The 25,562-nt window shown below is 49.0% G+C and carries 21 protein-coding genes; 13 read left to right on the top strand and 8 right to left on the bottom strand.

Features of this window, described 5'->3' with window-relative positions:
• Positions 1-3 precede the first annotated feature (3 nt).
• On the top strand, positions 4-420 hold the full coding sequence (locus NX722_RS16685; RefSeq protein ID WP_262563967.1) for a type IV pilin protein: 417 nt from the start codon (positions 4-6) through the stop codon (positions 418-420).
• A gap of 2 nt (positions 421-422) precedes the next feature.
• Positions 423-755: a hypothetical protein gene (locus NX722_RS16680; protein ID WP_262563966.1), complete on the top strand. Its 333-nt coding sequence runs from the start codon at positions 423-425 to the stop codon at positions 753-755.
• A 119-nt stretch (positions 756-874) separates the two neighbouring features.
• On the opposite strand, the gene NX722_RS16675 is transcribed toward NX722_RS16680, so the two are convergent.
• From NX722_RS16675 to pilM, 5 genes are all read right to left on the bottom strand, one after another.
• Complete coding sequence (locus NX722_RS16675; RefSeq protein WP_262563965.1) at positions 875-2,962, bottom strand: type IV pilus secretin PilQ; 2,088 nt, start codon at positions 2,960-2,962, stop codon at positions 875-877.
• Positions 2,963-3,041: 79 nt separating this feature from the next.
• Positions 3,042-3,563 carry a pilus assembly protein PilP gene (locus NX722_RS16670; protein WP_262563964.1) on the bottom strand — a complete coding sequence of 174 codons (522 nt, stop codon included), beginning with the start codon at positions 3,561-3,563 and terminating at the stop codon, positions 3,042-3,044.
• A gap of 8 nt (positions 3,564-3,571) precedes the next feature.
• Positions 3,572-4,306: a type IV pilus inner membrane component PilO gene (locus NX722_RS16665; protein ID WP_262563963.1), complete on the bottom strand. Its 735-nt coding sequence runs from the start codon at positions 4,304-4,306 to the stop codon at positions 3,572-3,574.
• A complete protein-coding gene (locus NX722_RS16660; protein WP_262563962.1) occupies positions 4,290-4,892 on the bottom strand; it encodes a PilN domain-containing protein in 603 nt (200 codons plus the stop codon). The genes NX722_RS16665 and NX722_RS16660 overlap by 17 nt, the downstream gene beginning before the upstream one ends.
• Positions 4,885-5,916, bottom strand: coding sequence for a type IV pilus biogenesis protein PilM (gene pilM, locus NX722_RS16655; protein WP_262563961.1), 1,032 nt, complete (start codon positions 5,914-5,916; stop codon positions 4,885-4,887). Before pilM ends, NX722_RS16660 begins: the two co-directional genes overlap by 8 nt.
• Before the next feature lie 623 nt (positions 5,917-6,539).
• Between pilM and NX722_RS16650 the strand changes: the two genes are divergently transcribed.
• On the top strand, positions 6,540-7,235 hold the full coding sequence (locus NX722_RS16650) for a cyclic nucleotide-binding domain-containing protein (protein WP_262563960.1): 696 nt from the start codon (positions 6,540-6,542) through the stop codon (positions 7,233-7,235).
• 107 nt (positions 7,236-7,342) lie between these two features.
• On the top strand, positions 7,343-7,693 hold the full coding sequence (locus NX722_RS16645) for a PilZ domain-containing protein (RefSeq protein WP_262563958.1): 351 nt from the start codon (positions 7,343-7,345) through the stop codon (positions 7,691-7,693).
• Positions 7,694-7,737: 44 nt separating this feature from the next.
• Here NX722_RS16645 and NX722_RS16640 read toward each other — a convergent pair whose 3' ends face one another.
• Together NX722_RS16640 and NX722_RS16635 are read right to left on the bottom strand one after the other, a co-directional pair.
• Positions 7,738-8,772, bottom strand: coding sequence for a LysM peptidoglycan-binding domain-containing protein (locus NX722_RS16640; protein WP_265442363.1), 1,035 nt, complete (start codon positions 8,770-8,772; stop codon positions 7,738-7,740).
• A 28-nt stretch (positions 8,773-8,800) separates the two neighbouring features.
• On the bottom strand, positions 8,801-10,732 hold the full coding sequence (locus NX722_RS16635) for a DUF1631 domain-containing protein (RefSeq protein ID WP_262563955.1): 1,932 nt from the start codon (positions 10,730-10,732) through the stop codon (positions 8,801-8,803).
• 313 nt (positions 10,733-11,045) lie between these two features.
• On the opposite strand from NX722_RS16635, the gene NX722_RS16625 reads away from it, so the two are divergent.
• The 3 genes from NX722_RS16625 (at position 11,046) to NX722_RS16615 (ending at position 14,895) form a co-directional block, all read left to right on the top strand.
• On the top strand, positions 11,046-11,543 hold the full coding sequence (locus tag NX722_RS16625; protein WP_322740934.1) for a pilin: 498 nt from the start codon (positions 11,046-11,048) through the stop codon (positions 11,541-11,543).
• A 226-nt stretch (positions 11,544-11,769) separates the two neighbouring features.
• Positions 11,770-12,981, top strand: coding sequence for a type II secretion system F family protein (locus tag NX722_RS16620; RefSeq protein ID WP_262563954.1), 1,212 nt, complete (start codon positions 11,770-11,772; stop codon positions 12,979-12,981).
• Positions 12,982-13,023: 42 nt separating this feature from the next.
• A complete protein-coding gene (locus NX722_RS16615; protein WP_262563953.1) occupies positions 13,024-14,895 on the top strand; it encodes a hypothetical protein in 1,872 nt (623 codons plus the stop codon).
• A gap of 44 nt (positions 14,896-14,939) precedes the next feature.
• On the opposite strand, the gene pilB is transcribed toward NX722_RS16615, so the two are convergent.
• On the bottom strand, positions 14,940-16,655 hold the full coding sequence (gene pilB / locus NX722_RS16610) for a type IV-A pilus assembly ATPase PilB (protein WP_262563952.1): 1,716 nt from the start codon (positions 16,653-16,655) through the stop codon (positions 14,940-14,942).
• A 325-nt stretch (positions 16,656-16,980) separates the two neighbouring features.
• Between pilB and NX722_RS16605 the strand changes: the two genes are divergently transcribed.
• The 6 genes from NX722_RS16605 to NX722_RS16580 are packed head-to-tail and all read left to right on the top strand — an operon-like array spanning position 16,981 to position 25,550.
• On the top strand, positions 16,981-17,355 hold the full coding sequence (locus tag NX722_RS16605) for a response regulator (protein ID WP_262563950.1): 375 nt from the start codon (positions 16,981-16,983) through the stop codon (positions 17,353-17,355).
• 13 nt (positions 17,356-17,368) lie between these two features.
• A complete protein-coding gene (locus NX722_RS16600) occupies positions 17,369-17,746 on the top strand; it encodes a response regulator (protein WP_262563949.1) in 378 nt (125 codons plus the stop codon).
• Positions 17,743-18,255 (top strand): chemotaxis protein CheW, encoded by a 513-nt coding sequence (locus tag NX722_RS16595; RefSeq protein WP_262563947.1) that lies wholly within the window; start codon positions 17,743-17,745, stop codon positions 18,253-18,255. The genes NX722_RS16600 and NX722_RS16595 overlap by 4 nt, the downstream gene beginning before the upstream one ends.
• Positions 18,248-19,540, top strand: coding sequence for a methyl-accepting chemotaxis protein (locus NX722_RS16590; protein ID WP_262563946.1), 1,293 nt, complete (start codon positions 18,248-18,250; stop codon positions 19,538-19,540). Before NX722_RS16595 ends, NX722_RS16590 begins: the two co-directional genes overlap by 8 nt.
• Positions 19,541-25,111 carry a hybrid sensor histidine kinase/response regulator gene (locus tag NX722_RS16585; protein WP_262563945.1) on the top strand — a complete coding sequence of 1,857 codons (5,571 nt, stop codon included), beginning with the start codon at positions 19,541-19,543 and terminating at the stop codon, positions 25,109-25,111.
• Positions 25,104-25,550 (top strand): hypothetical protein, encoded by a 447-nt coding sequence (locus NX722_RS16580; protein ID WP_262563944.1) that lies wholly within the window; start codon positions 25,104-25,106, stop codon positions 25,548-25,550. Before NX722_RS16585 ends, NX722_RS16580 begins: the two co-directional genes overlap by 8 nt.
• Positions 25,551-25,562: the final 12 nt, after the last annotated feature.

Below are 25,562 nucleotides of genomic sequence, written 5' to 3'. Positions count from 1 at the left end.
TAAATGAAGAACAGGCGGGGTTTTTCCCTGATAGAGATGCTTGTTGTACTGACGATCATGGGTATCCTGAGCGCAATTGGTATCCCCCGTTATCAGCAGTATGTAACCAATTCGGCGATTGAGACAGGTAAAACCTCGCTGGTGTCCCTGGCTGCCGCAATGGAAAGACACCGGGCGAGGACAGGCACCTATGCAGGTGCCGCCGCAGGCAAAAGGGATACGGGAGCGCCTGCCATTTTTCCGGCGCACTCGCCTGATGATAATTCGCCTTACTTTAATCTGACTATCACAGCAGCAGATTCTGCTTCTTATCAGCTGACGGCAACTTCTACGCAAAAAGGTACCCTTGGCAAAGGTACCCTTACTCTTGACTCAACCGGCCTTCAGGGCGGCACCGATACTTTGAGAAACAAATGGTAACGATGAACAGAGCCCGTTATTTTACAAAACGACCAGTGTCCATTGTTGTTGCACTCATGGGTTGCCTGTGCATAACAGCAGTCAGTGCCGATGATATTGCTGTTTATAAACCCGATGGCTCTGTCCAGTGTTCTGACGAACCTGGCAGGTCTCAGGAAAGTGACCGCAGGCAACTTAAATCAAAAGGTGTGAGAGTCAGTGACCAGTTCAGGGCAAAACTTCCTCCGGCTGAACAGCAGTGTGGCAAACCCACAGGAATGGCGAACGGATTTGTTATTCGTGGCATCGACCTTAAAAAAGCAAAAAAGCTGGGCTTTGAGGTAATGGACTATTAAACCGGATAAACCGGAACAGCAAAGAAGAAAGCATTAAAAAACGCCCGGATGGTAAGTCCGGGCGTTTTTTGTTAAGACGCAAACAGTTAAGACACAAACAGTTAAGACACAAACAGTGATCAACGATATCGGGCAGCAGCCATCGCCTTCATGGCTTCATCATCGACGATCCTGGGGGTAATAAGAATTAACAGCTCCTGAGATTCAAAGCTCTCTTTATCCTGACGGAAAAGTCGGCCAACCCCGGGAATATCCCCCAGCAATGGCACTTTTTGTTGTCCGCTGGTTTCGGCGGTTCGGCGAATGCCTCCCAGAACCACGGTTGAACCATCCTCAATTAAAATATTACTCACCAGCTCGTTGGCGTCGATAATGGGTACTCCAGTTTTTGTTGTCGTGGTTGTATCGTTGTTGGTTATAACCACTTTCAGCAGCAATTTGTCATCCGGAATAATCTGGGGGGTCACCGCCAGAGAGAGTACCGCTTCTTGAAATTCTACCGATTTAGAGCCATTGCCCTCGGTTTTTTCATAAGGGATTTTTTTACCTTTCAATATTCTGGCTTCAGTATTGTTAGTGGTGATCACCGTGGGCTCTGAGATAATTGAACCACCGCCGTCGCTGATCAGAGCCGAGATTTCCAGGTTCAGCATCAGGTTATCATTGGCAAACGCCAGGGCCAGACCACTGGAACCTGCTCCTTTTACACCAAAATCAAGAAACGGATTTTTACCAGTAAAACTGGTTTTTCCTTGTCGGTTAAACTGATCACCCGAAAGAACGGTATCACCTTCCTTATAGTTGAAGTTGCTTCCCCTGCCGCCCACTAAAATCTGATCGCTGCCTCCGAGATGATAACGGCCACCCGACCAGGCAACACCCAGTTCATCTTTTCTGTTGGAGTCGATGGCGACAAGACGGGCTTCGATGAATACCTGTTTGACCGGTTTGTCAATCAGACTGATCAGCTCTTTAACATCACGGATGCTGGCGGCGGTGTCTTTTAACATCAGTGCGTTTAATTGTTTGACAATACTGATGGAGCCCCTGGAAGAAAGAACCCCTTCTTCATCGCCACTTTCAAGCATCGCCGCCACTTCTTGCGCGTTGGCGTACTTCAGCTCGATAACCGTGGTGTGGAGAGGCATCAGGTCAGCGAGGTCTTCCGCTGCCTTCAGTTTTGATCGCTCAAGATCTGCCAGTGATTCTGTCGGTGCAATCATCAGGACATTATTGACCAGTCGTTTATCGAGGCCGGTTGTGGTCAGAATGGTATCCATGGCCTGATCCCAGGGTACATCATCCAGCCTGATTGAAATACGTTGAGTGACCTGATCAGAAGCCACAAGGTTCAATTGCTTCTGGTCGGCGAGAATCTGCAAGGCGTCGCGCACTTCAACATCCTGAAGATTCATGCTCACCCGCTCACCGACATAATCAACCTCATCAAAGCTCTTTTTTTGGGTCAGCAGCAGGATGAGTTCTTTACCGTCTAATGACCAGTCGTGGGTCAGGGATGCGTCGACTGCCGGAACCACATTAATGACTGTGTTATCGGCATTGCTTTTAAGGTGAATCTGATCGACGACGGTACCAAAGTCAGAGACATCAAAACCACCGGCAATACCCTCCTGTACCTGCACCCCGGGAATAGTCAGCTGATAGCTGCCGTCAATAGAGCTGGCTTCTGACACGGACAGCGCATCAGGGTAGCGGTTAAATGACAGGAGAATTTTACCGTTGTTTTCACCGTACCGATGGAAACTGAGATTGCTCACAGAAAGGGCATCAGGGGTTGCTGTGGGGCTGGTGGCATGACGGTTGACCTCTTCAGGCGTGCTTTTAGAGAAAAAGAAGCGAATGCTGTTCTCAAGTCTCTGTTCTGTCAGTGATGCCGGATGCTTTAATTTGCCAACCAGTCTTGCTTCATGAGCGGACGAGATTAATTCAAAATTCGGAATTAACGGGCTTTCAGTGGTCAGCTTTCTGTCCACCATGGAAGCGGTCACGCCCTCCATGTCGACGATTATGCGTGGTGGGGAAGATAAGTTAAACGTGGTGGTGGCTGGCAGTTCACCGGAAAAGCCAACATCGATATAACTCTGGTTATTAATGGTACCCGATTCAACCGATGTAATAACCGAGCTAAAAGCTGACTCTGCTGCCATCAACATAGCCACTAATTGTAAAAATCTTCCAAATTTCATTATTTTCTCAGTGTATTGACAAGGTGCAGACCCTGTTCGGGGTTTACTTCGTGACTTACTTCGTCGCTTACTTTGTGACTTACTTAGTCACCAGGCCTGTACCGGACTGCAAATAAAGCACTTGTGGTTTTTCTGACCAGTGCCCGTCACCAACGGGTATCAGTTCCACGACCTCAACATGGGAGTTTGTTATGGCGTTAATCAAGCCGTGCTTGTTTCCGATGTAATCCCCAACCTTTGCTGACATCAGCTTTCCCTGGCAGGACAGCAGGGCAATAGGTTCCGACAGGTTCATCGTCCCACGCATGGAAAAACAGTCGAGGCTGTGCTTTTCCATGTCTGTTTTTTCTCTGTCAGGGTCTGGCTTTCGTTCTGACAGTTTATATTGAAGCTTGACCGGGTCGACTTTAATGATCAGGGGTAAAAACGGGCTGCGGCTGCCGGAATGTTTGTAGGCATAACCCTGAATATCTTCAAAAACAGGCAGTGGGGCGATCTTTCCTTTTTTCTCTGGTCGCAGCCGTTCAAGGCGCTGATCAATGTCAGAAAAGTCCGGGACATGGCCGCAGCCGGCCAGCACCAGGGCGGACAGAATAATCATTAAGGTCCTCATTGGCTTCCCCCGTTTTGCTCCTGCCCCTTCTGGTTGTACCTGTAAGTTTTGGCGAGAATGTTTACTCTCATTAACCGGTTGTCACCAGGCACTGGCTCTACTCTGAAATCGTGCAGAGAGACAAGGCGGGGCAGGTTAGACATAGCACTGACGAAATTGGCAATGTCGTGATAGCCACCGAGAACATCAATGTTAATGGGCAGCTCGACGTAGTATTCCTGCTCAACTTCTGGCATAAGGGCAATTTTTTCAAACTTCATCGAAGCGCTTTTGCCCACTTCGGTAATGTCTTCAAGTAATCCCGGTACTTCAGTATCCGTTGGGAGCCTTTGCAGCAGCATGGAAAAAGTACTTTCAATTTCTTTCATCTGCTCCCGGTATTCAGGGAGATAAGCCGCCTTTCTGGCTTTGAAACCATACATCTGATAAGACTCCTCCTGCTTTTCAATCAGACGGCTGGTGTCTGTCAGTACGGGCATGACAGCAACCGTCGTACCCGTGATCGCAGTTATTGCGAGCACAGAGAAAGCGATCAGATAACGCAACATTGCTGGCCAGGAACCGATATTCCTGGTTGACATGGAGGCGTAATCAAAGGTTTTCAGCTCGCTGAGGCTGTTGCTGAAAAATCGTTTTATCGCAATGGGTTCAGGTTTTTTCTGCAGCCTGTTTTTTTTTTGTCTTTTTTTCTGTGCTGTTATTTTTTTCAGGAGCTTATTCAGCTTTGGCATGTTTTGCTCCCTCTCCGGCATCATCTCCGGTTTCAATATTTTGAATGACAGTTAATAGAAATTCACTGTGCATACCAGAGCGGCCTACCGTAGAGTTTTTATCAACTTTATTGACATAGGTTAGATTTGGATTTGAAAAAACATCAGAGCGGTCGAGGTTTCTCAACAAATCTGCTATTTCATTGTTCTTTGTACTCAGCCCGGTAAGGGTTAAAAGGTTTTTGGTTTTAGTCGCAGAAGTAAAGTAAACGCCATCAGGGGTGTTTTCTGCCAGAGAATCAAACAGGCGGACAATTAAATGCCTGTCTCCCTGAAGGCTGCTGATCACTTTTATTCGTTCCGTAATCGTTTTTTTCTTATCTTCAATTTCTTTAATTTCCCGAAGCTGGCTGTTAACAAAAGCAATCCTTGAGTCAAGGTAATCGGCACGGGCCTGTTCAATGCGTCTGTTATCGCTGGCTATCAGCCAGGCAGTGCTGACAATAATGGCTCCGATACCAAAACAGAGCGTCAGCAAAGTAATAAACGCCTTGAGTTTTCTTTTCTGCAACCTCTCTCGCCATGGGATCAGGTTAATTTCATACATTTTTTAAACCCCGCATGGAAAGGGAAATGGCGGAAGCGTAGGCAGCGGTTTCAAACGCAGACAGGTAATGACTTTTAGGGGTGGATGCAGTGGTTGGAATCAATAGTGTGGCTGGAATATCAACTGCTTCAGACAGAGCTGTAATAACGCCGGGCAACATTGAAAGACCTCCGGATACCACTGCGACGTCCGGTATGGAAGCTGCTCCAGAGCCAGTCAATGACTGGTGGTGTTGCTGGGCTACTTCTACGATCTCACTGATTGCCCGGGAGATAGCATCTTCCCACTGCTCATTGGTGTTACCGTTTACCAAATGCTTATAAACATCCGGTTCTGACCACTCAGATTCAGTGGCAAGAGTCTGTAAAATCTGCCCGGCCTGATAAGCGCCTTCCCTGTAGCCCTCCATAACACCGTTTTTGCTGAAAATATGGGTTTTTATTTTTTTGCCGCCAAGGTCAATGTGCATCAGTCTGTACTGCGTCGGTATGTCGCTGCCGGTTGCGGCTTGCAGGTTCATGGTTGCTGCGGCACGGGCTGCGCAGTCACCAGCGGTGTCGGCAATGAGAGGAAGATAACCGGCAGTCTCAAACATATCGACAATATTATCGACGTGTTCTTTTCGTGTTGCGACCAGCATTACCTCATTGAGCGAACCATTGGATGCTTCCAGTGGGCCAATAACCCTGAAATCAAAATAACTTTCTTCAATGGGGAATGAAATGTAAGAAGAGGCATCTATTTTGATGGACTCTTCCATATCCTGGTCTGTCAGGGAGGAGGGCAGCTCTATGACTTTTTGAATGGTCTGGTAAGTATTCAGCGAGAATGCCAGCCGTTTTTCCTTTATTTTGTATTTCTGCAGCAACCCTTCAAGGACCCCGATTACCTGCTCAGGGTGTGCAATACCCTCTTCTGTCACAGCACCTTCGGGCGTTGGCGAAGCACCTGCGGCTCTGATTAAAGGTGAACCTGAAGAATTGTCGACAAAAGCAAAACGAACGATGCTTGTGCCAATATCCACACCTACTACGCCTGATTTTTTGTTATATGAAAATAAAGACACTTGTCTGTCTCAGTCTGAACTTACCTGAGGCAGAGGGTTACACAGAAGTAAATCTGCTTTGAAAAATAAATGCGATATAAGCGACAAACGTGCGGTGTTTTTCAAGATATTTGTTCGATAGTGTTTATGGTTATGGCTGATTCTTAATGCAGGAAAATCTTATTCTGTTGTGAAAATTATTGATCTGTAATTGTGATTTATTAAATGGTGTTTTTTGCAAACAGGTAATTATATCTATTGAAAAATAAATAGTTCTGGTTAGGTGATCCTTTCGGATGCTTTTCTTCAGGTGAAATAATTGTTTTATATCAATTTTCATAAAAATAATCTTATGGTTCGCAAAAAAAAATGATTTAATTGCCATCAGCTTAAAGGTTGGTATTCCAATAACTGGTTGTACTCTTATCTTTTCAGAATATTAAAAATGCTCATTAACCTGAGCAGGCAACTTTTGCTTCTTCGGCAGGGTTGCTTTTCTGACAGGGCGTTTTGAGGTCGTATAAAAGCAATAAATGACTAAAAAATACGTGGAGGGCAAAGCAAGCTTAACAATAATGGAAGCTGTGGTGTAAATGATACTGATGAGTCAAGTCCCTATTCCCCGGGCAATTGTTGGGGACAGCGAATTGATTGAAGCCTGGAAAAAAGCGTACAGGTTTCTGGCAAAAAATAAGTGCGTCGAATATCTCCAAAAAGATGCAGAAATACGACAAAGAGATGATATTTTATTACTGGCAGGTGGTTCTGTTTTCAGGTATTACGTAAGGCCAGAGCCTTCTGTTCTGCAATACACTGGTCACTATCTTCCGGGAGATATCATCAACAGACCGGTGCTGCTCAGAAAGTCTTTTAAGTTGGTGGTCAGAGATGGCTGTACCCTTATCCGTATAGGCAAATCGGCCTTTAGAGAGCTGTTGACTGAGCATGAAAAGGTGGCGCGTATAGGTCTGTTGTGTATGCAGTACGAAACCCTTGAAAGTGCCAGAATTATCTACCGGAACGCCCGGTTGCACGACAAAGACAGGGTGGCTGAGGCACTTGTGGATCTGTCTCAGTTTCCTTCTATGTATCAGGAGGATGGAAAGTATGTGATTCAGGCGCAGAAGAAAGAAATGCGGATGATGGCTGATGTAAAACGCAGAAACTCAGCGAGGGTCTTTATGGTGCTGGAGCAGGAAGGTATTTTAATACCAAAGCCCGGGAATGGACTGTTTCTTTTTGACAAAGAAAAAGCCGAAAACCTGCTTTCGAAAGCAGAGCCGATGAAAGACAATTAAATTGGCTGTGATGTTGGGCATGGCTTTGGAGCATAGATTTAGAATCGTTTCTGATGCGGTACCTGACGTTGCGGCATGTTTATATTGGGCTGGAGTGCTATTGATATATGTCTACCACAATCAGGAAAGGGCAAAATATATTGCCGCTGGATTTGAAAACCCTTCCCGATCTTTATGACGCCTATCTGCCCTTTATAAAAGGGGGTGGGCTGTTTATAGCAACGACGGACTCTTATGAAGCGGGCGATCAGCTTTTTATCCGTCTCTCCCTGCTGGATGGGCCTGACAAAATTCCGATAACCGGTAAAGTGGTCTGGGTAACGCCAGACAGTTGTCGTGGGCAGGAGGTCAGTGGCATTGGCGTTCAGTTTGATCCTGACAGCCAGGATATAAAGCGCCAGATAGAAGCGCATCTGGTGACCTCCACGGGCAGCCAGAGGCTGACTCACACGATGTGATTTTCGGGAATCTCCCATCCCATGCCGTGCAGTCAGCCTCCCGGTCAGAGGCTGTTGTCACGGCTGGTCGCAAGCATGCCTTTTTTAACCTCGCGATTACTGCTCAGGACAAGCCCGATACTGGACTGGGGAAATACCGAGTAAACCATGACGGCACCTGCGATTTTCTGGCGGCCATCTTCCAGCTTTTCTCTGATCTCCAGAACCTTTCCGGCGGAGATGTTCTGGCTGCTGCCTGCGTTGAGCACAATCGATGAAAAGACTCCGGTCTGAAGTTTTCCGCCCTCCAGGTGATTGATCCGGGTCGTTGCTAACCCTTTATACCAGCCTGAGACTTTGTGGCTCTCAATGCCCTGTCCATCGCCGTGGCGAACAGCCAGTGCTGTTTTAACAACCGGTTCGACTACATTTTCCAGCCGGTAATACCCTTTACCATTGAGTGTTTCGGTCAGAACGGCTTCTGCGATTTTGAGGAACAGGGGGTTATCTCCGCCCGTTTCTGTTGTGAGAATATCGATTCGGTCGGGGTAGTTCTTGCTCAGGCGCTCAATCGTTACCGTATTCCCGTTAGCCAGTAGTCGTCTATTGTTGGAGGAGGTAACGGGCCACGGGGCGTAGTCAGGCAGTCGATAGTCCTTCATATACTTCTGGAGATCGGTCTTGCGCCACAGGTTCATAATGGAGTTGTGGTCCCTGATAGCGGGCTTGATCTGTCTCATGGATGGCGACAGTCTGACCATGCGTCCGGATGTCGCCAGTAATTTTTTGGCGTGTTCTTTCTCTTCGCCTTCCAGTTTGACGATTTCGTTTTTTCCTTCCCTGTTGACCAGTGCCAGCACATCGCCGGGATAGATCAGGTGGGGGTTGTCAATGTCCGGATTCTGCGCCCAGATAGATGGCCAGAGCCAGGGATCGGAAAAAAAGGCTTCGGAAATATCCCACAGGGTGTCACCGCGCCTGACCACATAAACGGAGGAAGGATCCAGTTTGTCAATCTGTAGCCGTGACCGGTCAGCAACAGATAACTGTGTCGTCAATAAAGTGATGGCGCACAGAAGGGCGGGTATCAGGCGTTTCATGTTCTTGTCCAATTTGCTGCTGTCCTCGCTAGACTATCCCTTCTTCTCGCTGAATATGCTTCATGTCATGAAGGATGTTTCTGAGAGACTTTTCGAAAACCTGGATTTCCTCGATTTTGATGGCATCGCCCGAGACCATGGCCTCGGCCAGCTCCCTGCGGCTGAAATTCATCAGCAGGCCCCCGTTGTGATCGAGAAATACATAGTGCTGACTGTGCTCCATGACTTTTTCCAGCTTTCCGCGCAGTGTGCTCTCGCCCCGGGTAAAGCGGAACCAGCAGCCGGGTTCCAGAGTGTCAATGATTTCGTATTTCCCGGCGAGATGGGCCGGAAGGTCCGGGTCAGCCGGTGTGACTTCAGTGTCGGGTTCTGACGCTGTGCGGACAGACTGATCCTTGATCATACTCGTTAAACCCGTCATCCAGTGATCGATGACGGCCTGCCCGAAGCCGATGCCCGTCAAACCTTTGCGCAGCCCCCGGGTGACTTTATCGAGCTGGCTCAGAGTTGCTGTTCTCTTATCGCTGTCAGGCAACAGTGAACAGGCCTGCACCACATAATCAAGATATTGCCAGGCGATACGCATCTGTTTTGAGTCGGAGCCATAACGATCATTCGTGATCCGTAGGTACAGCCCCCAGCCGTTAAACACCAGGTCTTCCACTGCCTCGCTTAAGGAAACGCCATGAACCCGTTCCCGGATGTCGGTCAGCATGCCCTCTTTGATCAGGTCAACCCGAATTTTGCACTCCACCTGTCGGAGGCTGGTTTGTGCTGCCGAGATATAGCGTTTTTCTTTTTCCTGTCCCAGGCGTTCAAGTTCGACACAGGCTTCAGTGGCCGCCGTTACGCCGGACTCCTCAAACTGTGTCAGAAATTGCTTTACGATCCGTTCCATATCCGCATACAGCTGATCCCTGTGCAGGTCTCTGGCGCTGATGCCGTAACTGGTATCAATCAGCTGGCTCAGCAGGCGGCGACCACTGTGGTCGGGGTTCAGCAGAAATTCCGGCTCCATGACTGCAACCCTTAACAGGGGCAGTTGCAGACGGCTGAAAATGGCTTTCAACGGGGGTTCGAAATCCGGGTCGTCCAGAAGGTCGTCAAACCCGTCGCTCAGCATGGAAACTATTTCAGCGTCTACATCCGCGCTGGTTTCCTGGTGTGTGCTCAGCAACTCGATAATCGGTTCCTGCATCTGGGACAGTCGCAGGGTATTGCCCTGAGGCTGGTGCTCTGCCAGTTCGGCAATCTGGTGTGACAGGTTCAGTCGGTGGGCGTGTATATCCTCCGCCATCGATTCCGGAGCCGCAGGCTCAGGGGTTGCCGGTGAGTGTGTGTCAGGGGTGCCGGTGGCGGCTACCCGGAATTCAAAAGTGGGTTCTTCGTTCTCTGCTGTATCGCTCCCGGTATCGTCCGGTGCGGGTTCGGGGGATGGCTCCGGAGAGGGTTCAGCTGCCGGAGACTGAGGAGGGTTTTGCGCTGGAGTGGCAGAGTCTGTGTCTGTGTCTCTGTCTCTGTCTGTGTCCGAAGCAACCGCTGCCAGCGTGTCTGCATAGACAGACGCCCAGGGCCAGCGTTGCATGGTGACCATCAGGTCGGCGGTTTCTTCGTCGCTGGTGCCCTGCTGTTGCAGGTGCTCGCTGATGGCATCGACAATCACCACCGGATCAATATCAACTCCGGAATCCTTTGTCTGCGCCATCAGTGCCTGCACGGGAGGTTCGCGTCTGAGGCTATCGCAGAGTTTGCCCTTTTGCCGGCTGATTTTCAGTGCGCCCGGGCTTTGCAGAAAGCCAAAGGAAAACCCACCGGCATCGGCACTTGCGTTATCCCGGTTCCTGTCCTGTTGACAGAACGACATAATCTGATCGGTGTCGATGGTGTTCAGTCTGTTGTCTGTATCCTGCCGGGACATCATGCCGTGCAGGGTTCGGGAAAATACACCCGCTATATCCATAGTTCAGCCCTCCGGTTTTGAATTATGACCGGTGAGCGACAATGGCGGGATAGTTGTGCGCACCTTTGTCACCCAGAGGTCACCCAGAGGTCACCCAGAGGTCACCCAGAGGTCACTCAGAGGTCACCCAGAGGTATATTCCCCGAGTGAACGACGGTTGTCTTTCTGTTCAAGGGTGTGGGTGTTTCGGTTTTTACGGGGGTCCGTATTTTCTGTATCTCTTTTTTCGCCATTCGGATTTTGGTTATTTTGAAAAAAGCTCATAGCCGACGTTGTGTGTTTAAACCAGATTAAACCAGGCAGGAAAACTAAAATGATACCTCAAAAGAGGAAAAGCAAAGATCAGGGCTTTACGCTGATCGAGTTGATGATTGTTATTGCGATTATTGGTGTTCTTGGTGCTGTTGCTGTACCGCGCTATCAGAGCTATACCGTACGCTCTGAGGTGGCTGCAGGGTTTGCTACTCTTCAAAACCTGAAAGGTCCTGTTGAGGAGTTCTTTTTGACTGAAGGCAAGTTTCCAACCTCTAATGACGATAAAGATCAGATTGGGGTTACTGCCTCGTCACTGGGTGAGATTACCTTATCTAAGGATGAAAAAGTAGCAGGAGCAGGAACAGTAACATTTACATTCGGTGACAAGGCTAAGCCAGAGACTAAAGGTAAAACGCTGCTTCTCGCTAGAGATAAAGATGGTGGATGGGGTTGTAAAGCAGGCGGTATTGATAACAAGTATCTTCCTGCCACTTGTAGAGCCGCTGATACTAAAACCGCTGATACTAAAACCACTGAAACCCCTAAAATTGACTGATCTACCAGCTTAGCTGAGTTTAACAGGCGGCTTCAGCCCTACCTCCTCTCCTTTCCTGGGGCTGAAGCACGCCTTCCTTTCGCAGTAGACTTCTTTGAATGTTTCGATTTCTTATCTTTAAGCTCCCTCTTTCAATTGATCTGTAAAAGTGCCAAACGTGCGCCCCAATAGAGCCTGAGCCCGCTGGCTGAGTGACAATAAAGCGGATGCAGCGGGGTTAAGTGGTATGGCAAAAACAGAAAAGCAATACACGTTTATCTGGAAGGGTAAAGACCGTTCGGGCAATAAGCAGTCCGGGGAAGAAGCCGGAGTGTCGGCGAATGCGGTCAAAAAAGCCCTGCGGGGGCGTGGCATCAATGTTTCCAGTGTCTCCAAAAAACTGGAACTGTTTTCTTCAGAAAAAAAGGTCAAGGGTTCGGATATCGCCACCATGACCCGGCAGATGGCGACCATGCTCAAGTGTGGCGTACCCATGCTCGATACCTTTGAGCTGATGGCGGAAGGGGCGTCCAACCCCAGTATCAAAAAAATTCTTCGTACCCTGCATGAAGATGTCGCCAGCGGCATGAGCTTTAACGAAGCCCTGCAACGTCAGCCAAAGTACTTTGACACCCTGTATTGCAGCCTGGTTCAGTCCGGTGAAAGCTCCGGTAAGCTGGACGATATGCTGGAGCAACTGGCGCTGTACCGGGAAAAAAGTGAGTCCACCAAAAAGAAAGTCAAGAAAGCCCTGACCTACCCTGTCACTATTCTGGTGATTGCCGGTGCGGTGACCGTGCTGTTGCTGGTGAAGGTGGTGCCGTCCTTTGAAAGTGTGTTTTCCGGCATGGGCGGAGAGCTTCCGGCACCCACCCGAATGGTGGTGGCCATGAGCGAATACATGCAGGCGAACTGGCTGTTTATGGTGGCTACTATTGCAGCCGTGGTGTTCGGTGTAAAAACTCTCTGTGAGCGCAACCGGAATGCGGCGAGAAACCGGGACTGGCTGGTGTTGAGGTTGCCGGTGATTGGCACGATTCTGGAAAAATCCGCCATTGCCCGGTTTGCACGAACACTGTCGACTAACTTTGCAGCCGGTGTGCCTATGATTGAAGCCCTTGATGTGGTGGCGGGGGCAACGGGCAATATTATTTACGAAGAAGCCTGTCAGAAAATAAAGCACGAAATATCCGGGGGTACAGCGTTAAATATTGCGGTCAGAAATCAGGCGCTGTTCCCGCCGTTAACCGTGCAGATGCTGAAGATTGGTGATGAAACCGGGGCGGTGGATGAGTTGCTGAAGAATGTGGCGTCCATCTACGAAGAAGACGTTGACACCCTGGTGGATGGCCTGAGCAGCATGATTGAGCCCATGATCATGGCGTTTCTCGGGGTTGTGGTGGGTGGGTTGATTATCGCGCTCTACCTGCCCATTTTTGAAATGGGTAACCAGGTGTGAGTGGGTGTTGATGAGTGGTTCGCCCGGGAAAGTAGTGCAGTCATGAAAAAAAATACAGTGCTTGGTCTGGGTGAGACACCCAATGAATTCATCGAGCTGGAAAAGGCTTTTGTGGAGCTGGGAGTCAGGCTTGAGGTGATCTGCGATGGCGACAGCCTGGCGGCGTTTGCCAGAAGTGGAGGCTTTGAATCCCTGTCTCTGGTGCTGATGGCAGAGCCGTTGTCCTGGGTGAGCATTGAACAGGTTTGCCGGGTGCTGGATACCGGGTCCAGAGGGGTTTCGGTCTGCGTACTGATGGAAGCGCCGGATGAAAAGACGATTGCGTCCCGTATAGAAAAAGGCGCTGAATGGGTGGTTCCGGGGCTGCGGCCTGATCGTATTCCAGAGCATATCCGGCTGCTTGTCCGCAAGGCCGAAGCGAAGCGGGATCAGTTTCTGGACGTAAGGCGTCAGCTGGCTGACTCAGACAGGTTTCAGACCTTGCAGTCAGTGATGCCGCCCCTGTGCTTTACCGTAGACGGCATGGTAGTGGAGTTTAACCCGGCCTTTCAGAAGCTGTTTGAGATTGATGACGATTTTGTCTCCATTGTTGACCTTGTAGATGCCGGGTCCCGCAGCGATTTGATCACCGCCATGAAGTCGGCGGTGGCTGAACCGGTGACGATGCCTGATCTGGTGCTTCCGGTTTCGGAAGCTGTCTGGCAGGTGACGGTCACGGCATCGGCTTCCGGGGGCGAGCCGGCACTGGCTATGTTGTTTGAGCAACAGGGTGCTCAGGGCGATGAGGTCGGGGTGGTTCAACCACCGGACAGTGGTCGTGAGTCATTGGTGCCTGTTGTGGCAGGTAGCCGCAGGGATTTCAGGGCGCGGCTGCTGGAGTATTCGGTTTCGGGTCATGAATTTGTGTTGCTTTATGTCTGCAAGCCGGAGTTTCAGGCGGAGTTCGAGCTGGATGCGGAATTGCTGGATGACGCCCTGGCTTCGCTGGAAAGTGAGATGATCACCCTCGGGTCTGTTTTTCACTATCTGGATGGCGGTTACTTTATCACAGTGGATGGAGAGCTGACGGACACTGTGCGCCAGACGGTACTGGGGCTGTGCGAGGCTCACTCGGTGGTGGCGGGTGCATTGGCGTCCGCAGTGGCTGATAGTAATACGTCATCTGTCGGGGAAATAGCACTGGCACCGATTGTTATAGCCGCAGCAAAAAAAGCCCACGAGAACTCCTCTGGTTTTCTTGAAGTTCAGGAGTCGGACCTGAAAATGGCCATGACAGAACAGGGCGACAGGGTCGCACTGGCTGAGTGCAGCATCGATAAGGGTGATATATTTCCGGTTTACCATCCCGTTGTGCACCTGGAAGGCGATGGTTCGAGGCCGTTATACATCGTGCATATTGCCGGGTCTGAAGGGCAGGTGGATGTGAATGAGTGGCTGGCAGACCCTCTGACCGGCGGGGTGATCGAAGAAAAGATGCTGGAACAGGTGAAGGGGTATGCGGCGGCAATGACAGAGGTGGATTTCATTATGCCGCTGTCTGAATCTACCTTGCAGCAGTCTGCAGGGGTCGCCAACATACTCCGGTTCTGTACCAATATTCATCCTGCAATAAAGGCGAGCGCTGTGGACTGGTTCGTCAGCAGGCTTGATGACCTTCAGCACGCGGTTGTGTCCGGGGTGGGCGAACAGTGGAAGGCAGCCCCGGGCTGCCGTTATGTGCTTTTGCCCCTTAGTGACGGCATGGAGTCGGAGCTGTCGGAGCGAATCAGTGCCCTTGCAACAGGGCAGGCTGTACCTGTCATTACCGGCGTGGCGGATATGGCGAAAGCGTCGTTGTGCTGGAAAGCAAAGGCGCGCTATGTGCAGGGGGCTGCCTTTGCGACAGAAAGGCTTGCGCCTGATTATTCGTTCTGATGTTCTGATTTTCTAATGTTCTGATGTTCTGATTGTTACCGGCCTTAATCCAGCGTGACCCGGTTCACCTCTTCAAGGCTGGTGACGCCCTGGAGTACTTTTTTCAGGCCGGACTGACGCAGGTTGTTGAAGCCTTCCTGTTCGGCCACTTCAGCAATTTGCAGAGAGTTGCCTTCATTCATAATAACCTTCTGCAAAGACGGGGTGATTTTTACCACTTCATAAACGCCCACCCGCCCTTTGTAACCTTTGGCGCAATGGCTGCAACCATTCGGGCTGGCTGCGTAGATACTGGCGCTGTTGAGCAGGTCTTCCGGTATACCCTCTTCAAGCAGGCTGTTTCTGGACATGCGGTCTTCCGTTTTGCAGTGCTTGCAAAGCCTGCGAGCCAGTCGCTGGGCAATGATCAGGCTGACGGAAGTGGCGATATTGAAAGCGGGTACCCCGATGTTCTGTAGTCGGGTCAGGGTTTCCGGTGCGCTGTTGGTGTGCAGGGTGGACATGACCATGTGGCCGGTCTGGGCGGCCTTGATGGCGATGTTTGCGGTTTCCAGGTCCCGGATCTCACCCACCATGATGATATCCGGATCCTGTCGTAGAAAAGCCTTGAGTGCGCCTGAAAAATCCATGCCCTGCTTTGGGTTGACGTTGACCTGGTTAATGCCTTCAAGGTTAATTTCAACGGGGTCTTCTGCGGTTGAAATATTTCTTTCAGTGGTGTTGAGAATGTTCAGGCCGGTATAAAGCGATACGGTTTTACCGGAACCGGTTGGGCCAGTCACCAGAATCATGCCCTGGGGTTGCGACAGGGCTTCCATGTAAAGTGTCTTTTGATCGTCTTCATAGCCCAGAGCGTCGATACCCATCTGCGCACTGGTAGGATCGAGAATACGCAGTACGATTTTTTCACCCCACAGGGTGGGCAGGGTGTTGACCCGGAAGTCGATGGCCCTGGTTTTGGACAGCTTCAGTTTGATACGGCCATCCTGGGGCTTGCGGCGCTCAGAAATGTCCATGGAGGACATGATTTTGAGGCGCGATGCAATTCTTGGCGACAGGGCGATGGGTGGGCAAGAGACTTCGTGGAGTACGCCGTCGGTTCTGAATCGCACACGATAGCTGTATTCGTAAGGTTCGAAGTGTAAGTCTGATGAGCCCAGCTTAATGGCATTCAGCAGCATTTTGTTGACAAATTTTACAACGGGGGTGTCGTTTTCTCCGTCGACATCGACGATATCGCTGTCATCGTCTGCGGCTGACGAAATGTCCAGGTCGTCGATGGCTCCAAACTCTTCTTCATCAAAGTCCGAGATGGCAATGTCTTCAGAGCTGAAGAGATGCTCTGTCAGTGCCAGAAGCTTGTCTTTTTCTACCAGTACGGGTGAAGGGGTGCTGCCGGTCATAAACCGGTACTCATCAATACCCGAGTGATCCAGCGGGTCTGTTATGGCGATAAACAGTTTTTTGCCTCTGCTGGAAAGGGGGATTACCCCGTGTTTGCGGGTCAGTGTTTCATTCACTGCCTCTTCGGGCAGAAAGGCCGGGTCAAAAGCACTTAAATCCAGATAGGGAATGCCAAACTGCTCTGCCGTTGCCAGTGTCAGCTGCTCAGAAGACAGGTTGTACTGTGACAGCAGAATATCGTAAACGCTGGAATCTGCCTCGTCGGCACGGTTTTGAGCTTCAATGGCTGAGTTTTCATTAATCAGACCTTTAGCGACAAGCCGGTTCAGAAAAGTGCTGAGTGTATTTGGAGCCATAGTGAGTTAACTGCAACGGTTTTGAGTGATAACGAATGTATCAGCTCATTCGCAAACCTTTCGATTTAATGACTTTGAATTGTTCCTGAGGGTGACAAATGTAACAGCGGAGAGGTGTACGACTTTGGTTTTTTAACCGGCAGGGTGGATTTGAGCCCATAGTGTCAGCGAAAAGTGTCAGCGAAGAGTATCAGCGAAAAGTATCAGCGAAAACAGAGGGTAAAAAAAGTGTGTCAGTGCGCCAAACGTGCGCTGAATCAGTCTTTTGTTATTTGTCTCAAGTGTTTCAGATTATTATGCAGCCAAAAGTCAGGGGGTTTCATTGATGGAACATGAGGATGTTGTTGTTCTCGTTATAGACGACAGTAATACGATAAGGCGGTCAGCGGAAACGATTCTTACCAGGGAAGGCTATACCGTGAAAACGGCGGCGGATGGATTTGATGCGCTGTCTAAATTTCGTGATAACACGCCCAGCATTGTGTTTGTAGACATTATGATGCCGCGTCTTGACGGTTACCAGACCTGCTCACTGATTAAACATAACGAACAGTACAAAGAGATACCGGTCATCATGCTTTCTTCAAAAGATGGGATTTTTGATCGGGCAAAAGGGCGAATCGTTGGATCCTGTGCCCATATTGCCAAGCCTTTCTCCAAAGATGACCTTTTAACTGCCATTAACAAATATTGCCAGTAAATAAGAAACGAAAATGAGAATTGGAATCGTAGAAGATAGCACCACTGAAAGGCTGGCTCTGAAAAACAAGCTTAAAAAGCTGGATTACAGGGTTATTTTTGAAGCAGCCGATGGGTCCGAAGGCCTGATCAAGAGCCGGAAACTATTACCTGATGTTGTTCTGATGGATGTATTGATGCCGGAAATGAACGGCTATCAGTGTGTAAGAAATATGCGTCAGGAAAAGTCACTCAAGGATATTCCTGTTATTTACATCACTTCAAAAAACAGCCCGGTAGACAGGGAGTGGGGGCTTCGCCAGGGAGCATCAGGTTATCTCGCCAAGCCGGTTAATGATAAAGAGTTGAAGGTAGAGCTGGAAAAAGTTGCCGGGAAACTGGAGCAGGCATGAAGGCATTCTGGGATTTCATACATGAGCAGGATGAAGATGTCCGTTCGTATCTGACAATGAATGACAGGGTCAGCAATGACCCTGAGAACGTTGTGGAGGTGCTTCCGGTTTATGTTGGCAACAGCCGTTTCGTGATTCCTTCAGGCTCCATCTCAGGTGTTTGTCCGGCTGATGTCGCAATCGCCAGACTACCCAATGCCCGGGAGCATGTTCTTGGTATGACCAATATTGGCGGAAAAGGCTATGTTGTGATTTCCCTGCACAGGCTTTTTTCTGAAGCACGAACACAGGACAGGGGCGTCATTGTTTACTCCAAAACATACGACATTGCCCTGCTTGCTGACAAGGCGACAGCGGTACGCCAGCTGGCACTTTCCGATCCGACTCGTTGTGACAGTGCTAATGTACTGATCTCCCAGCTCCCTTTCTATGAATACGAATTCGATAAATTTCACATGATCGATCTTGATCATTTATTGAGACTTGTTCAGGGGCATCAAAATGGATAATGCGAAAAAAAATACTTACAAGTCAAACTTGTCGGTGCTAATGGTGATTGCGTTCCTGTGTCCGACAGTCTGGGGTGGGCTAATCGCGTACCAGAGTATTACGGTCGGGGTAGTGCCTGATAGCCGCGAGATTCTTGTTTTCGGGTTATCAGCGTTGGGTTTTTTTCTGGTTTTTTTTCTCAGTGGCGAAGAAAAAATAGCACAGAAAAATCGCATGAATGAAATAGCCCTGGAAGACCAGAAAAACCAGAACGCACTGATTCAGCTGTTGAATGAACTTCAGCGGGTGTCAGAAGGTGATCTGACTACCCGCGCCGACGTAAACGCCGGGTTTACCACAGCGATTGCTGACTCTATCAATTACGCAATTGAAAACTTGCAGAGGCTGGTGCAGAGCATTGACAGTTCTGCCCAAAACGTTGACCTGACCGCAAAAACAGTGAAAGAAGGCATTCTGCAGGTGGCCAGCGAAGCTGAGGCGCAACAACAGGATATGAGCACCATTTACACTCAGGCCGAGGACCTGGAAAACCGGTCTCAGAAAATATCAAAAGCGGCGCAGTCGACCGGTAGTCTTGCTGTCAGCTCTGTTGAGTCTGCCCACAAAGGTAACAAAGAGGCGATAGCCTCGATTGCCATGATGAACGAGATAAGACAGCAGATACAGACGACCAGTAAGCGGGTAAAACGACTGGGCGAGAGTGGTCAGCAGATTGCTGATATTGGTGAAATTATCAATGACATTGCTGAACAGACCAATATTCTCTCTCTCAATGCGTCGGTTCAGGCATCGATAGCGGGTGATGCCGGTGTTGGTTTTTCTATTGTTGCCAATGAAATCCAGCGACTGGCAGAACGCTGCACGGCATCGACCAAAAAAATAGACATACTGGTAAAAACCATTCAGCAGGACGCTCATCAGGCTGTCACATCCATGGAGCAGGCGACCGATAAAGTGGTGACAGGAGCCGGACAGATTGACGCTACTGCCCGTTCATTGTCGGATATTCAGAAAAACATCAATGCTCAGGAATCGCTTACCCAGACCATCACCGATGAAGTGATAGAGCAGGAAACCCTGACCCGGTCAATCAAGTCCCTGATAGAAGATGCCAACCGGGCAACAGAAGCCAACGTTGAGAAGAGCAAGGATAATGCGGCCAATGTTCTGGGCCTGAACAACATGTCGCGGGATATGCGTACTTCAATCGCGGGCTTCAAGGTCAGAGCCGATGATCAGGTGTCAAACCATTTAACTCCTGACAGTAGTGAGGTTGCTTTATAAATGGATTTATATGGAAGCCGCATAATCTGCGAGCAGGTCAATGCATCACTGCGCGCTTTACAGCCTTATCTGAAAGAGTATGCAGAATCCCCCAGTGCCGAAGGCATGAACCTGATTTTCAGGGATTTAGACCAGATTGCAGGCGCTCTGGGGTTTGCCGGGCTGGATCAGTTTTATAACTGCGTGGTGTCAGCTTCAGCCGTTGCCAGGTACCTGAGCAGCCATGAACAAAACAAAATGGATTCTGCGCCTTTACTGGTTTTAACCCAGGCCGTGATACAGCTTCCAATGTACATTGAGAGGCTGATGGAGCATAACGAGAATAATGATGTCGCGTTATACGTGTTACAAAGCGAATTAATGGCGACTATTGAAAGCCTTTCGGTTATTGACAGAAGCCTGCTTTCTCTTCCCGACACTCCTTTTGACGTACAGGAGAATGAACAGAAAAAAGAGGTTGCCCGTTCAAACAGTGACCTCGGCCAGAACCTGGCCAAAATCAAGCATTTCATCGCCAGAGTCATGGCAAAAATGTCTTCCGGACAGCAGCTGCAGCGCAGTGATTTTCAAAAGATAGAAAAATGCCTGAAGTATATTCAGAACATCACCAGCCAGTCAGGGCAGGAATTATTCTGGAAGCTGTCTGAATTCCCGTTTCTGGCCTTAACTGAAAAGCCTCTTCACGAATATCCGAAATGGTTATTGCTTGCCAGAATGATCGCCAAAGAATTGAATCTGGCGGCAACAACCGGAGGTGATTCACTCTTTACTGATGCGCAGGAAGAGTTGTCATGGCATATTCTTTTCCAGTGCCTTGCAGGCAATGAAGTGCCTCAGGAACAATACCTGCCTTATGTCGGGGAAGGAACCTGCAGATGGCACAATGCAGAGAATAAGCCGCTTATTGATCGTAATACCCAGGCGGCGTTTGTCAGGGTGCTGAAAGAGCAGATTGATGAAGCGGGCATTGAGATTAACCAGATCGTTTTCTCTGGTTCGGCACAGTATGAACAGGTTCAGTCAATAGCCGCCAGCCTGTCGAATGTTTTGTTGACGGCGGCCAGTTACAATATCAGTCTGCCGGAGCTTGAGCCAGTATGTACAATGCTGACGGAAGTCAGCGGTGATGAGGCTTTTGAGGCACTGAAAAAGACAGCCTGTCCTCTGGTAGAGTGTTCCGCTTTTCTGGAAACGTTAATCACTGAAAATGAATCGGCTGTCAAAGGAAAGCACAGGCTTGACCCTTCTGTTTATCCTCTTCTTATTGAGACTTCAAAACATCTTGTTGATATTCAGGCCGCCTTCACAGACTACGTGATCAATGATTACGACCCGCTCTACCTGTCTGACATTCCCAAAGAACTGCATAAGATTGAAAATGTTCTCAAACTGGCGGGCATGGACGACTTTTCGGCACTGTCGGTGCAGACAGTCAATACGACAGAGCTTTTACAGTCAGAAACTCATCCGGAGAAAAAAAAGCTCTATATCGAGTATATTGCTGAGCTGGTTACCGCCATGACGTACGGTGTAGAGCTTATTGAGATGGGCGAGAGCATACAGCCCACTCTGGAATTTGCAGAGGGTACTCAACAAAGGCTGGCTGTACTGCAACAGGCAACCACCGCTCTGGCGTCTGGTTTTGTTCCGGAAGGGTTTGTCACTGAGGCGTGGCAGGAGCTGGATAAAATAAATCTCATCCTGGCGAAAGGCAGCCGACTGTCATTGATTGACCTCGATGAACTCAGGTGGTCATTTCTGACACTCAGCAGTGCCAGTGATAAAGCTGGAATTGAGTCTATTCAGGAGATTGCGGAAGCCGGGAAAGACGCAGCTCAAACCGATTCAGGAAGTGAAGCGGACACCATTAAAAGTATTGCTGCTGACCTGGAGAAGCAGCTTATTGTCATTGAAGAGGCGCTGGCTTACGACAATGCCGACGGTGAACCTGAGAACAATAAGGCTGTTGAGGGTTCTGAAAACGACACAACCAGTGACGTTGAAAGTGATGACATTGATGAAAGCCTGATTCAGTCTTTTAAAAATGAAGCCCTGTCATCAATAGAACCCTTTATTCACGAGCAGATTCATTCTGTAGAAAAAGACCAGTTGCTGCAGATGCTTCATACTCTCACTGGCATTTCCCGTTTAGTGGAATTTGAGCCACTGAAAGAACTGACGGCATGTATTGGCGACTATGTGAGGAATAATGTTGTCAGTGCCATAGGTATGACCGACATTCAGGCGCATAAAGTTCAGACCGGACTGTCTCTGGTTGAGCAGAGTGTCAGGGCATTCCCGGATATAACAGAAGATCAGGTACTCGCCATAAATGATTTTTGTCTTAACGAAAAGGAACTGCAGGAGGAGGCTGATTTATCCCATCAATTACTTCAGATCATTGATTATATATCTGATGCCGGTGCTGAGTTAGAAAAGCTGTTAACAGCTGGCCGAATCAGGGAGCTTCCGGAACAGATTAATATTCCCTATCTGAACATTGAGCTTATTGAGCTTGCCGAACTTCTGAACAGGACCGGGCAACATGAATTAAGCCTGCTGGCTGCAAATGCAGGTTTTATCGCCGCTGAAATGTGGCAAAGCGAAAAGGTTGCCAGCGTCGTATCCATAAGCATTGATTTTCTTTGCCGAAGTGTCCATCAGATTGCAGAATCCGCTGCTGTAGATGCTGAAAAAATTAAAGAAGTGGGCGAGCAGGTTGCTGAAGTGATAAGTCAGCAGGAAGCTCCGGATCTGGAAGAAATTTCGTTTGACAGCTTTTCCTCCCCTTTGTCTGGTGTAGAGAGTGTTGTAGAGAGTGCTGTAGAGAGTGCTGTAGACAGTGAGCAACAGCCGACAGAAAATACGGTACTGTTTGATGACAATGAACTTGACGATCTAGCAGACGTTGAAAGTAGTCAGGAATCAGAACGGATGCTCGCTTCTGATTTAATCGCATTGGTGAACAGTCAACATAACGAGGGGCTTTCTGCCGAAACCGATGATCCTTCGTTCATTCCTGACGCTATCTTGCCTGACGCTCTCATTCCTGACGCGATTGATTTGCCCGCTGATGAAACAGCCCCCGACAGTCATATCGACCCGGAGATGCTTGGTATTTTTGTTTCTGAAGCAGAAGATATTCTTGAAGAGGCTGGCTTTGTTATTAACGGGCTTACCCTGCCGGTTAGCGCAGTAACCCTGGAAAATCTACAGAGGCTTTTGCATACGTTGAAGGGCGGGGCAAGAATGTCTGGCCTGGAAAAACTTGGCGAGGTAACACATGCACTGGAGGATTATTATGAGCGTTGTGCCGATGGTCGCAGGGCGCTGACTGAAACGGATCTGGAGCTGCTGAAAACTGTACAGACAGAGCTGTCTGTTACTTTGTCCACAGTCGCTGTTCAATGTCAGGATATAACGTCTCCTGCGCTTCCGGGTCTGGTTGAGTCTCTGGGTACGCAAAGGCCGGATGCTGAAAAAATTATCCATGATGTTGATACGGAAGCAGGCATCACAGAAACAGACATCACAGAAACAGACGACGCTAAGAGCGATGATGCTCTGTCTGAGTTCCGTGAGCTGGTGACGGGATCCGATATTTTCCCGGATGAGATTCCTGTTCTCATTGAAACCGTCCAGTCCGAAACAGATACAGGCACCGGGGATTCAGAACAAACGGTAGAGCCTGTCCAACAGCTAGTCTCGAAAAAAGCGAACTCGAAAAAAGCGAACTCGAAAAAAGCGGAAGAAAAGCCACCGGTAACCATAAAGCAAACCATAAAAGTTGAAACCGAGCTGCTGTCGAGTCTTGCAGAACAACTCAGCGAAACGACTCTTAATGGAAGTTCCCTGTCCCGGGATATTGCCAGACTGGATACATTGTACAGGGAGTTTGAGCATGCGACAGGGACACTGACCGGGCATCTCCGTTTTCTGGAAACGGAGATGCTGTCACAAATAGCAGCCAGCCGTTATGCCGAAGAAAGTCAGGCTTTTGACCCGCTGGAAATGGATCGTTACTCCAGTATTCATGAGACAACAGTCTCTATGAACGAGGCGATTGGTGACCTTTCTGAACTGTCGGAACAGATGCTTTCGTTTCTCCAGTCTGCCAAAGACAACCTGAGTAATATTCAGAATACGACAGCTGTTGCCGGTGAGACCATCAGGGAAATAAACCTTGTACCACTGAACGAGTTCGCACCAGGATTGAAAAGAACGGTGCAAAAAACAGCGATGGAACTGGGAAAAGACATTCGTTTTTCCATTGAAAATGGTAGTGCGCCGGTTGAACGGTCGTTGATGGACTCTATCAAACCGGCATTGTCCCACCTGATCAGAAACGCAATTGACCATGGTATAGAGACCAGTACGGAGGAAAGACGTAGTGCGGGAAAACCTGAACAGGGGACGCTTACTATCAGTCTCAAAAGGGCGGGTGAACAGCTGACCCTGTCCGTGTCTGACGATGGCAGAGGCATTGATACCGAGGCGGTCAGAAACAGCGCATTACAAAAAGGGTTGATCCAGAACTCGTCAACCCTTAGTGAAAGTGAGATATACAATCTGATTTTGCAGCCCGGCTTCAGCACTGCAGAAACACTGACAAAAATTTCAGGCAGGGGGGTTGGTCTGAATGTTGTCTCAGAACAACTCAAAACGCTTGGCGGAACGCTCTCTATAACCTCTGAAAAAGGCGCAGGCACAACGTTCAGTATTACTGTTCCATTTGTAAGCACATCGATTTCCGCAGTGATTGCCAGTGTTAGCGGTGTTAATTTCTGCATTCCATCTAATTTGACTTATGGCATTATGCAGTTGCCTGCACAGGAAATCTCGCGGTCTGTTTCAGAGTCTGGTGAGCTGATAGTGGAGGGAGAGACCTTTCGTATCTGTGACCTTGGACACTTGTTGTTTGGTAAGGCCAGTGTCAGGCAGTCCGCAATGATGACTGTGATTATGGTCCAGGCAGGTGCCGACAAGGCAATTCTTGTTGCTGATGAAACCCTCGGTCGTGAAGATATTCAGGTCACACGGATGCCTGAACTGATAAGAGATACTAAAGGCATTACTGGTAGTGCCATTCTGCGCAATGGACTGATTTCTTATGTCCTTGACACATCAGAATTAACGAGAGAACAAACAGTCCTGATCCCTGACACATCAGTGGATAATAACAAAGAGCCTTTGCGGGTCATTGTTGTTGATGATTCCATTACAGTGAGAAAGTACTCCAGTAAACGACTTTCAGAAGCGGGCTATATTGTCGACAGTGCAAGGGATGGCATGGATGCACTGGAAAAAATACCCGATTTCCAGCCAGATGTTTTGCTCCTTGATGTTGAGATGCCCCGAATGAACGGCTTTGAGCTGGCACGGCATCTGCGCAAAGATCCAAAATGGGAAGGTATCGGGATTATTATGATTACAAGCCGTACCGGTCAAAAGCACAGGGATGCCGCTGAAGATATTGGGGTTCAGGGTTATCTGGGAAAACCTTACCGGGATCAGGAGTTATTTGACATTTTAGGTAAAATAAAACCCGATCAGGAGCTTTCTTGTGCTTAATGTCGTCATTATCAAAGGGGTTACTGATATCGTTCTGCCTTCCAGTGCCTACGCTGGCAGTCTGCCGGTTAAAAATACACGGATACAGGTAAGGGCGGGAGAGCCTAACTGGGTTCTGGGAAGAGTAGTCTGGAATGGGTTCAGCACTCTGGTTGTTGACCTTGGGTGCATCATTGCCGGTGCAGCAAAAGAGCGACCAGAACTGTCTGATTCGAAGGTGCTGCATATGATAAGAAGGCAAAATGGAAAGTGTTTTGCCATAGCCGGGGATCAGAAAATTGATTTTGAGATTTCAGCATCGGATATTCTGTCAGAGACGCAACAGGAGCATACAACCAATGCCATCCTCAGGCACAGTGTGCTAATTGGCGAACACCATTGTTTCAGTATGGATTTGCAACGTTTGGAGTGTAATGTGCTTATCCACATGCGCGAATAATGGGTTGTTCTC

It is taken from the genome of Endozoicomonas gorgoniicola (assembly GCF_025562715.2).
Taxonomy (GTDB): domain Bacteria; phylum Pseudomonadota; class Gammaproteobacteria; order Pseudomonadales; family Endozoicomonadaceae; genus Endozoicomonas_A; species Endozoicomonas_A gorgoniicola.
The sequence above is the reverse complement of the archived record's forward strand: the minus strand, read 5'-3'. Positions and strand labels throughout refer to the sequence as shown.

Coding starts and splice junctions, on each gene's coding strand:
- NX722_RS16685 (WP_262563967.1), top strand. CDS start 4: ATGAAGAACAGGCGGGGTTTTTCCCTGATAGAGATGCTTGTTGTACTG.
- NX722_RS16645 (WP_262563958.1), top strand. CDS start 7,343: ATGTCTACCACAATCAGGAAAGGGCAAAATATATTGCCGCTGGATTTG.
- pilB (WP_262563952.1), bottom strand. CDS start 16,655: ATGGCTCCAAATACACTCAGCACTTTTCTGAACCGGCTTGTCGCTAAA.
- NX722_RS16595 (WP_262563947.1), top strand. CDS start 17,743: ATGAAGGCATTCTGGGATTTCATACATGAGCAGGATGAAGATGTCCGT.
- NX722_RS16660 (WP_262563962.1), bottom strand. CDS start 4,892: ATGTATGAAATTAACCTGATCCCATGGCGAGAGAGGTTGCAGAAAAGA.
- NX722_RS16650 (WP_262563960.1), top strand. CDS start 6,540: ATGAGTCAAGTCCCTATTCCCCGGGCAATTGTTGGGGACAGCGAATTG.
- NX722_RS16670 (WP_262563964.1), bottom strand. CDS start 3,563: ATGATTATTCTGTCCGCCCTGGTGCTGGCCGGCTGCGGCCATGTCCCG.
- NX722_RS16585 (WP_262563945.1), top strand. CDS start 19,541: ATGGATTTATATGGAAGCCGCATAATCTGCGAGCAGGTCAATGCATCA.
- NX722_RS16600 (WP_262563949.1), top strand. CDS start 17,369: ATGAGAATTGGAATCGTAGAAGATAGCACCACTGAAAGGCTGGCTCTG.
- NX722_RS16625 (WP_322740934.1), top strand. CDS start 11,046: ATGATACCTCAAAAGAGGAAAAGCAAAGATCAGGGCTTTACGCTGATC.
- NX722_RS16635 (WP_262563955.1), bottom strand. CDS start 10,732: ATGGATATAGCGGGTGTATTTTCCCGAACCCTGCACGGCATGATGTCC.
- NX722_RS16620 (WP_262563954.1), top strand. CDS start 11,770: ATGGCAAAAACAGAAAAGCAATACACGTTTATCTGGAAGGGTAAAGAC.
- NX722_RS16680 (WP_262563966.1), top strand. CDS start 423: ATGAACAGAGCCCGTTATTTTACAAAACGACCAGTGTCCATTGTTGTT.
- NX722_RS16640 (WP_265442363.1), bottom strand. CDS start 8,772: ATGAAACGCCTGATACCCGCCCTTCTGTGCGCCATCACTTTATTGACG.
- NX722_RS16665 (WP_262563963.1), bottom strand. CDS start 4,306: ATGCCAAAGCTGAATAAGCTCCTGAAAAAAATAACAGCACAGAAAAAA.
- NX722_RS16615 (WP_262563953.1), top strand. CDS start 13,024: ATGAAAAAAAATACAGTGCTTGGTCTGGGTGAGACACCCAATGAATTC.
- NX722_RS16675 (WP_262563965.1), bottom strand. CDS start 2,962: ATGAAATTTGGAAGATTTTTACAATTAGTGGCTATGTTGATGGCAGCA.
- NX722_RS16590 (WP_262563946.1), top strand. CDS start 18,248: ATGGATAATGCGAAAAAAAATACTTACAAGTCAAACTTGTCGGTGCTA.
- NX722_RS16605 (WP_262563950.1), top strand. CDS start 16,981: ATGGAACATGAGGATGTTGTTGTTCTCGTTATAGACGACAGTAATACG.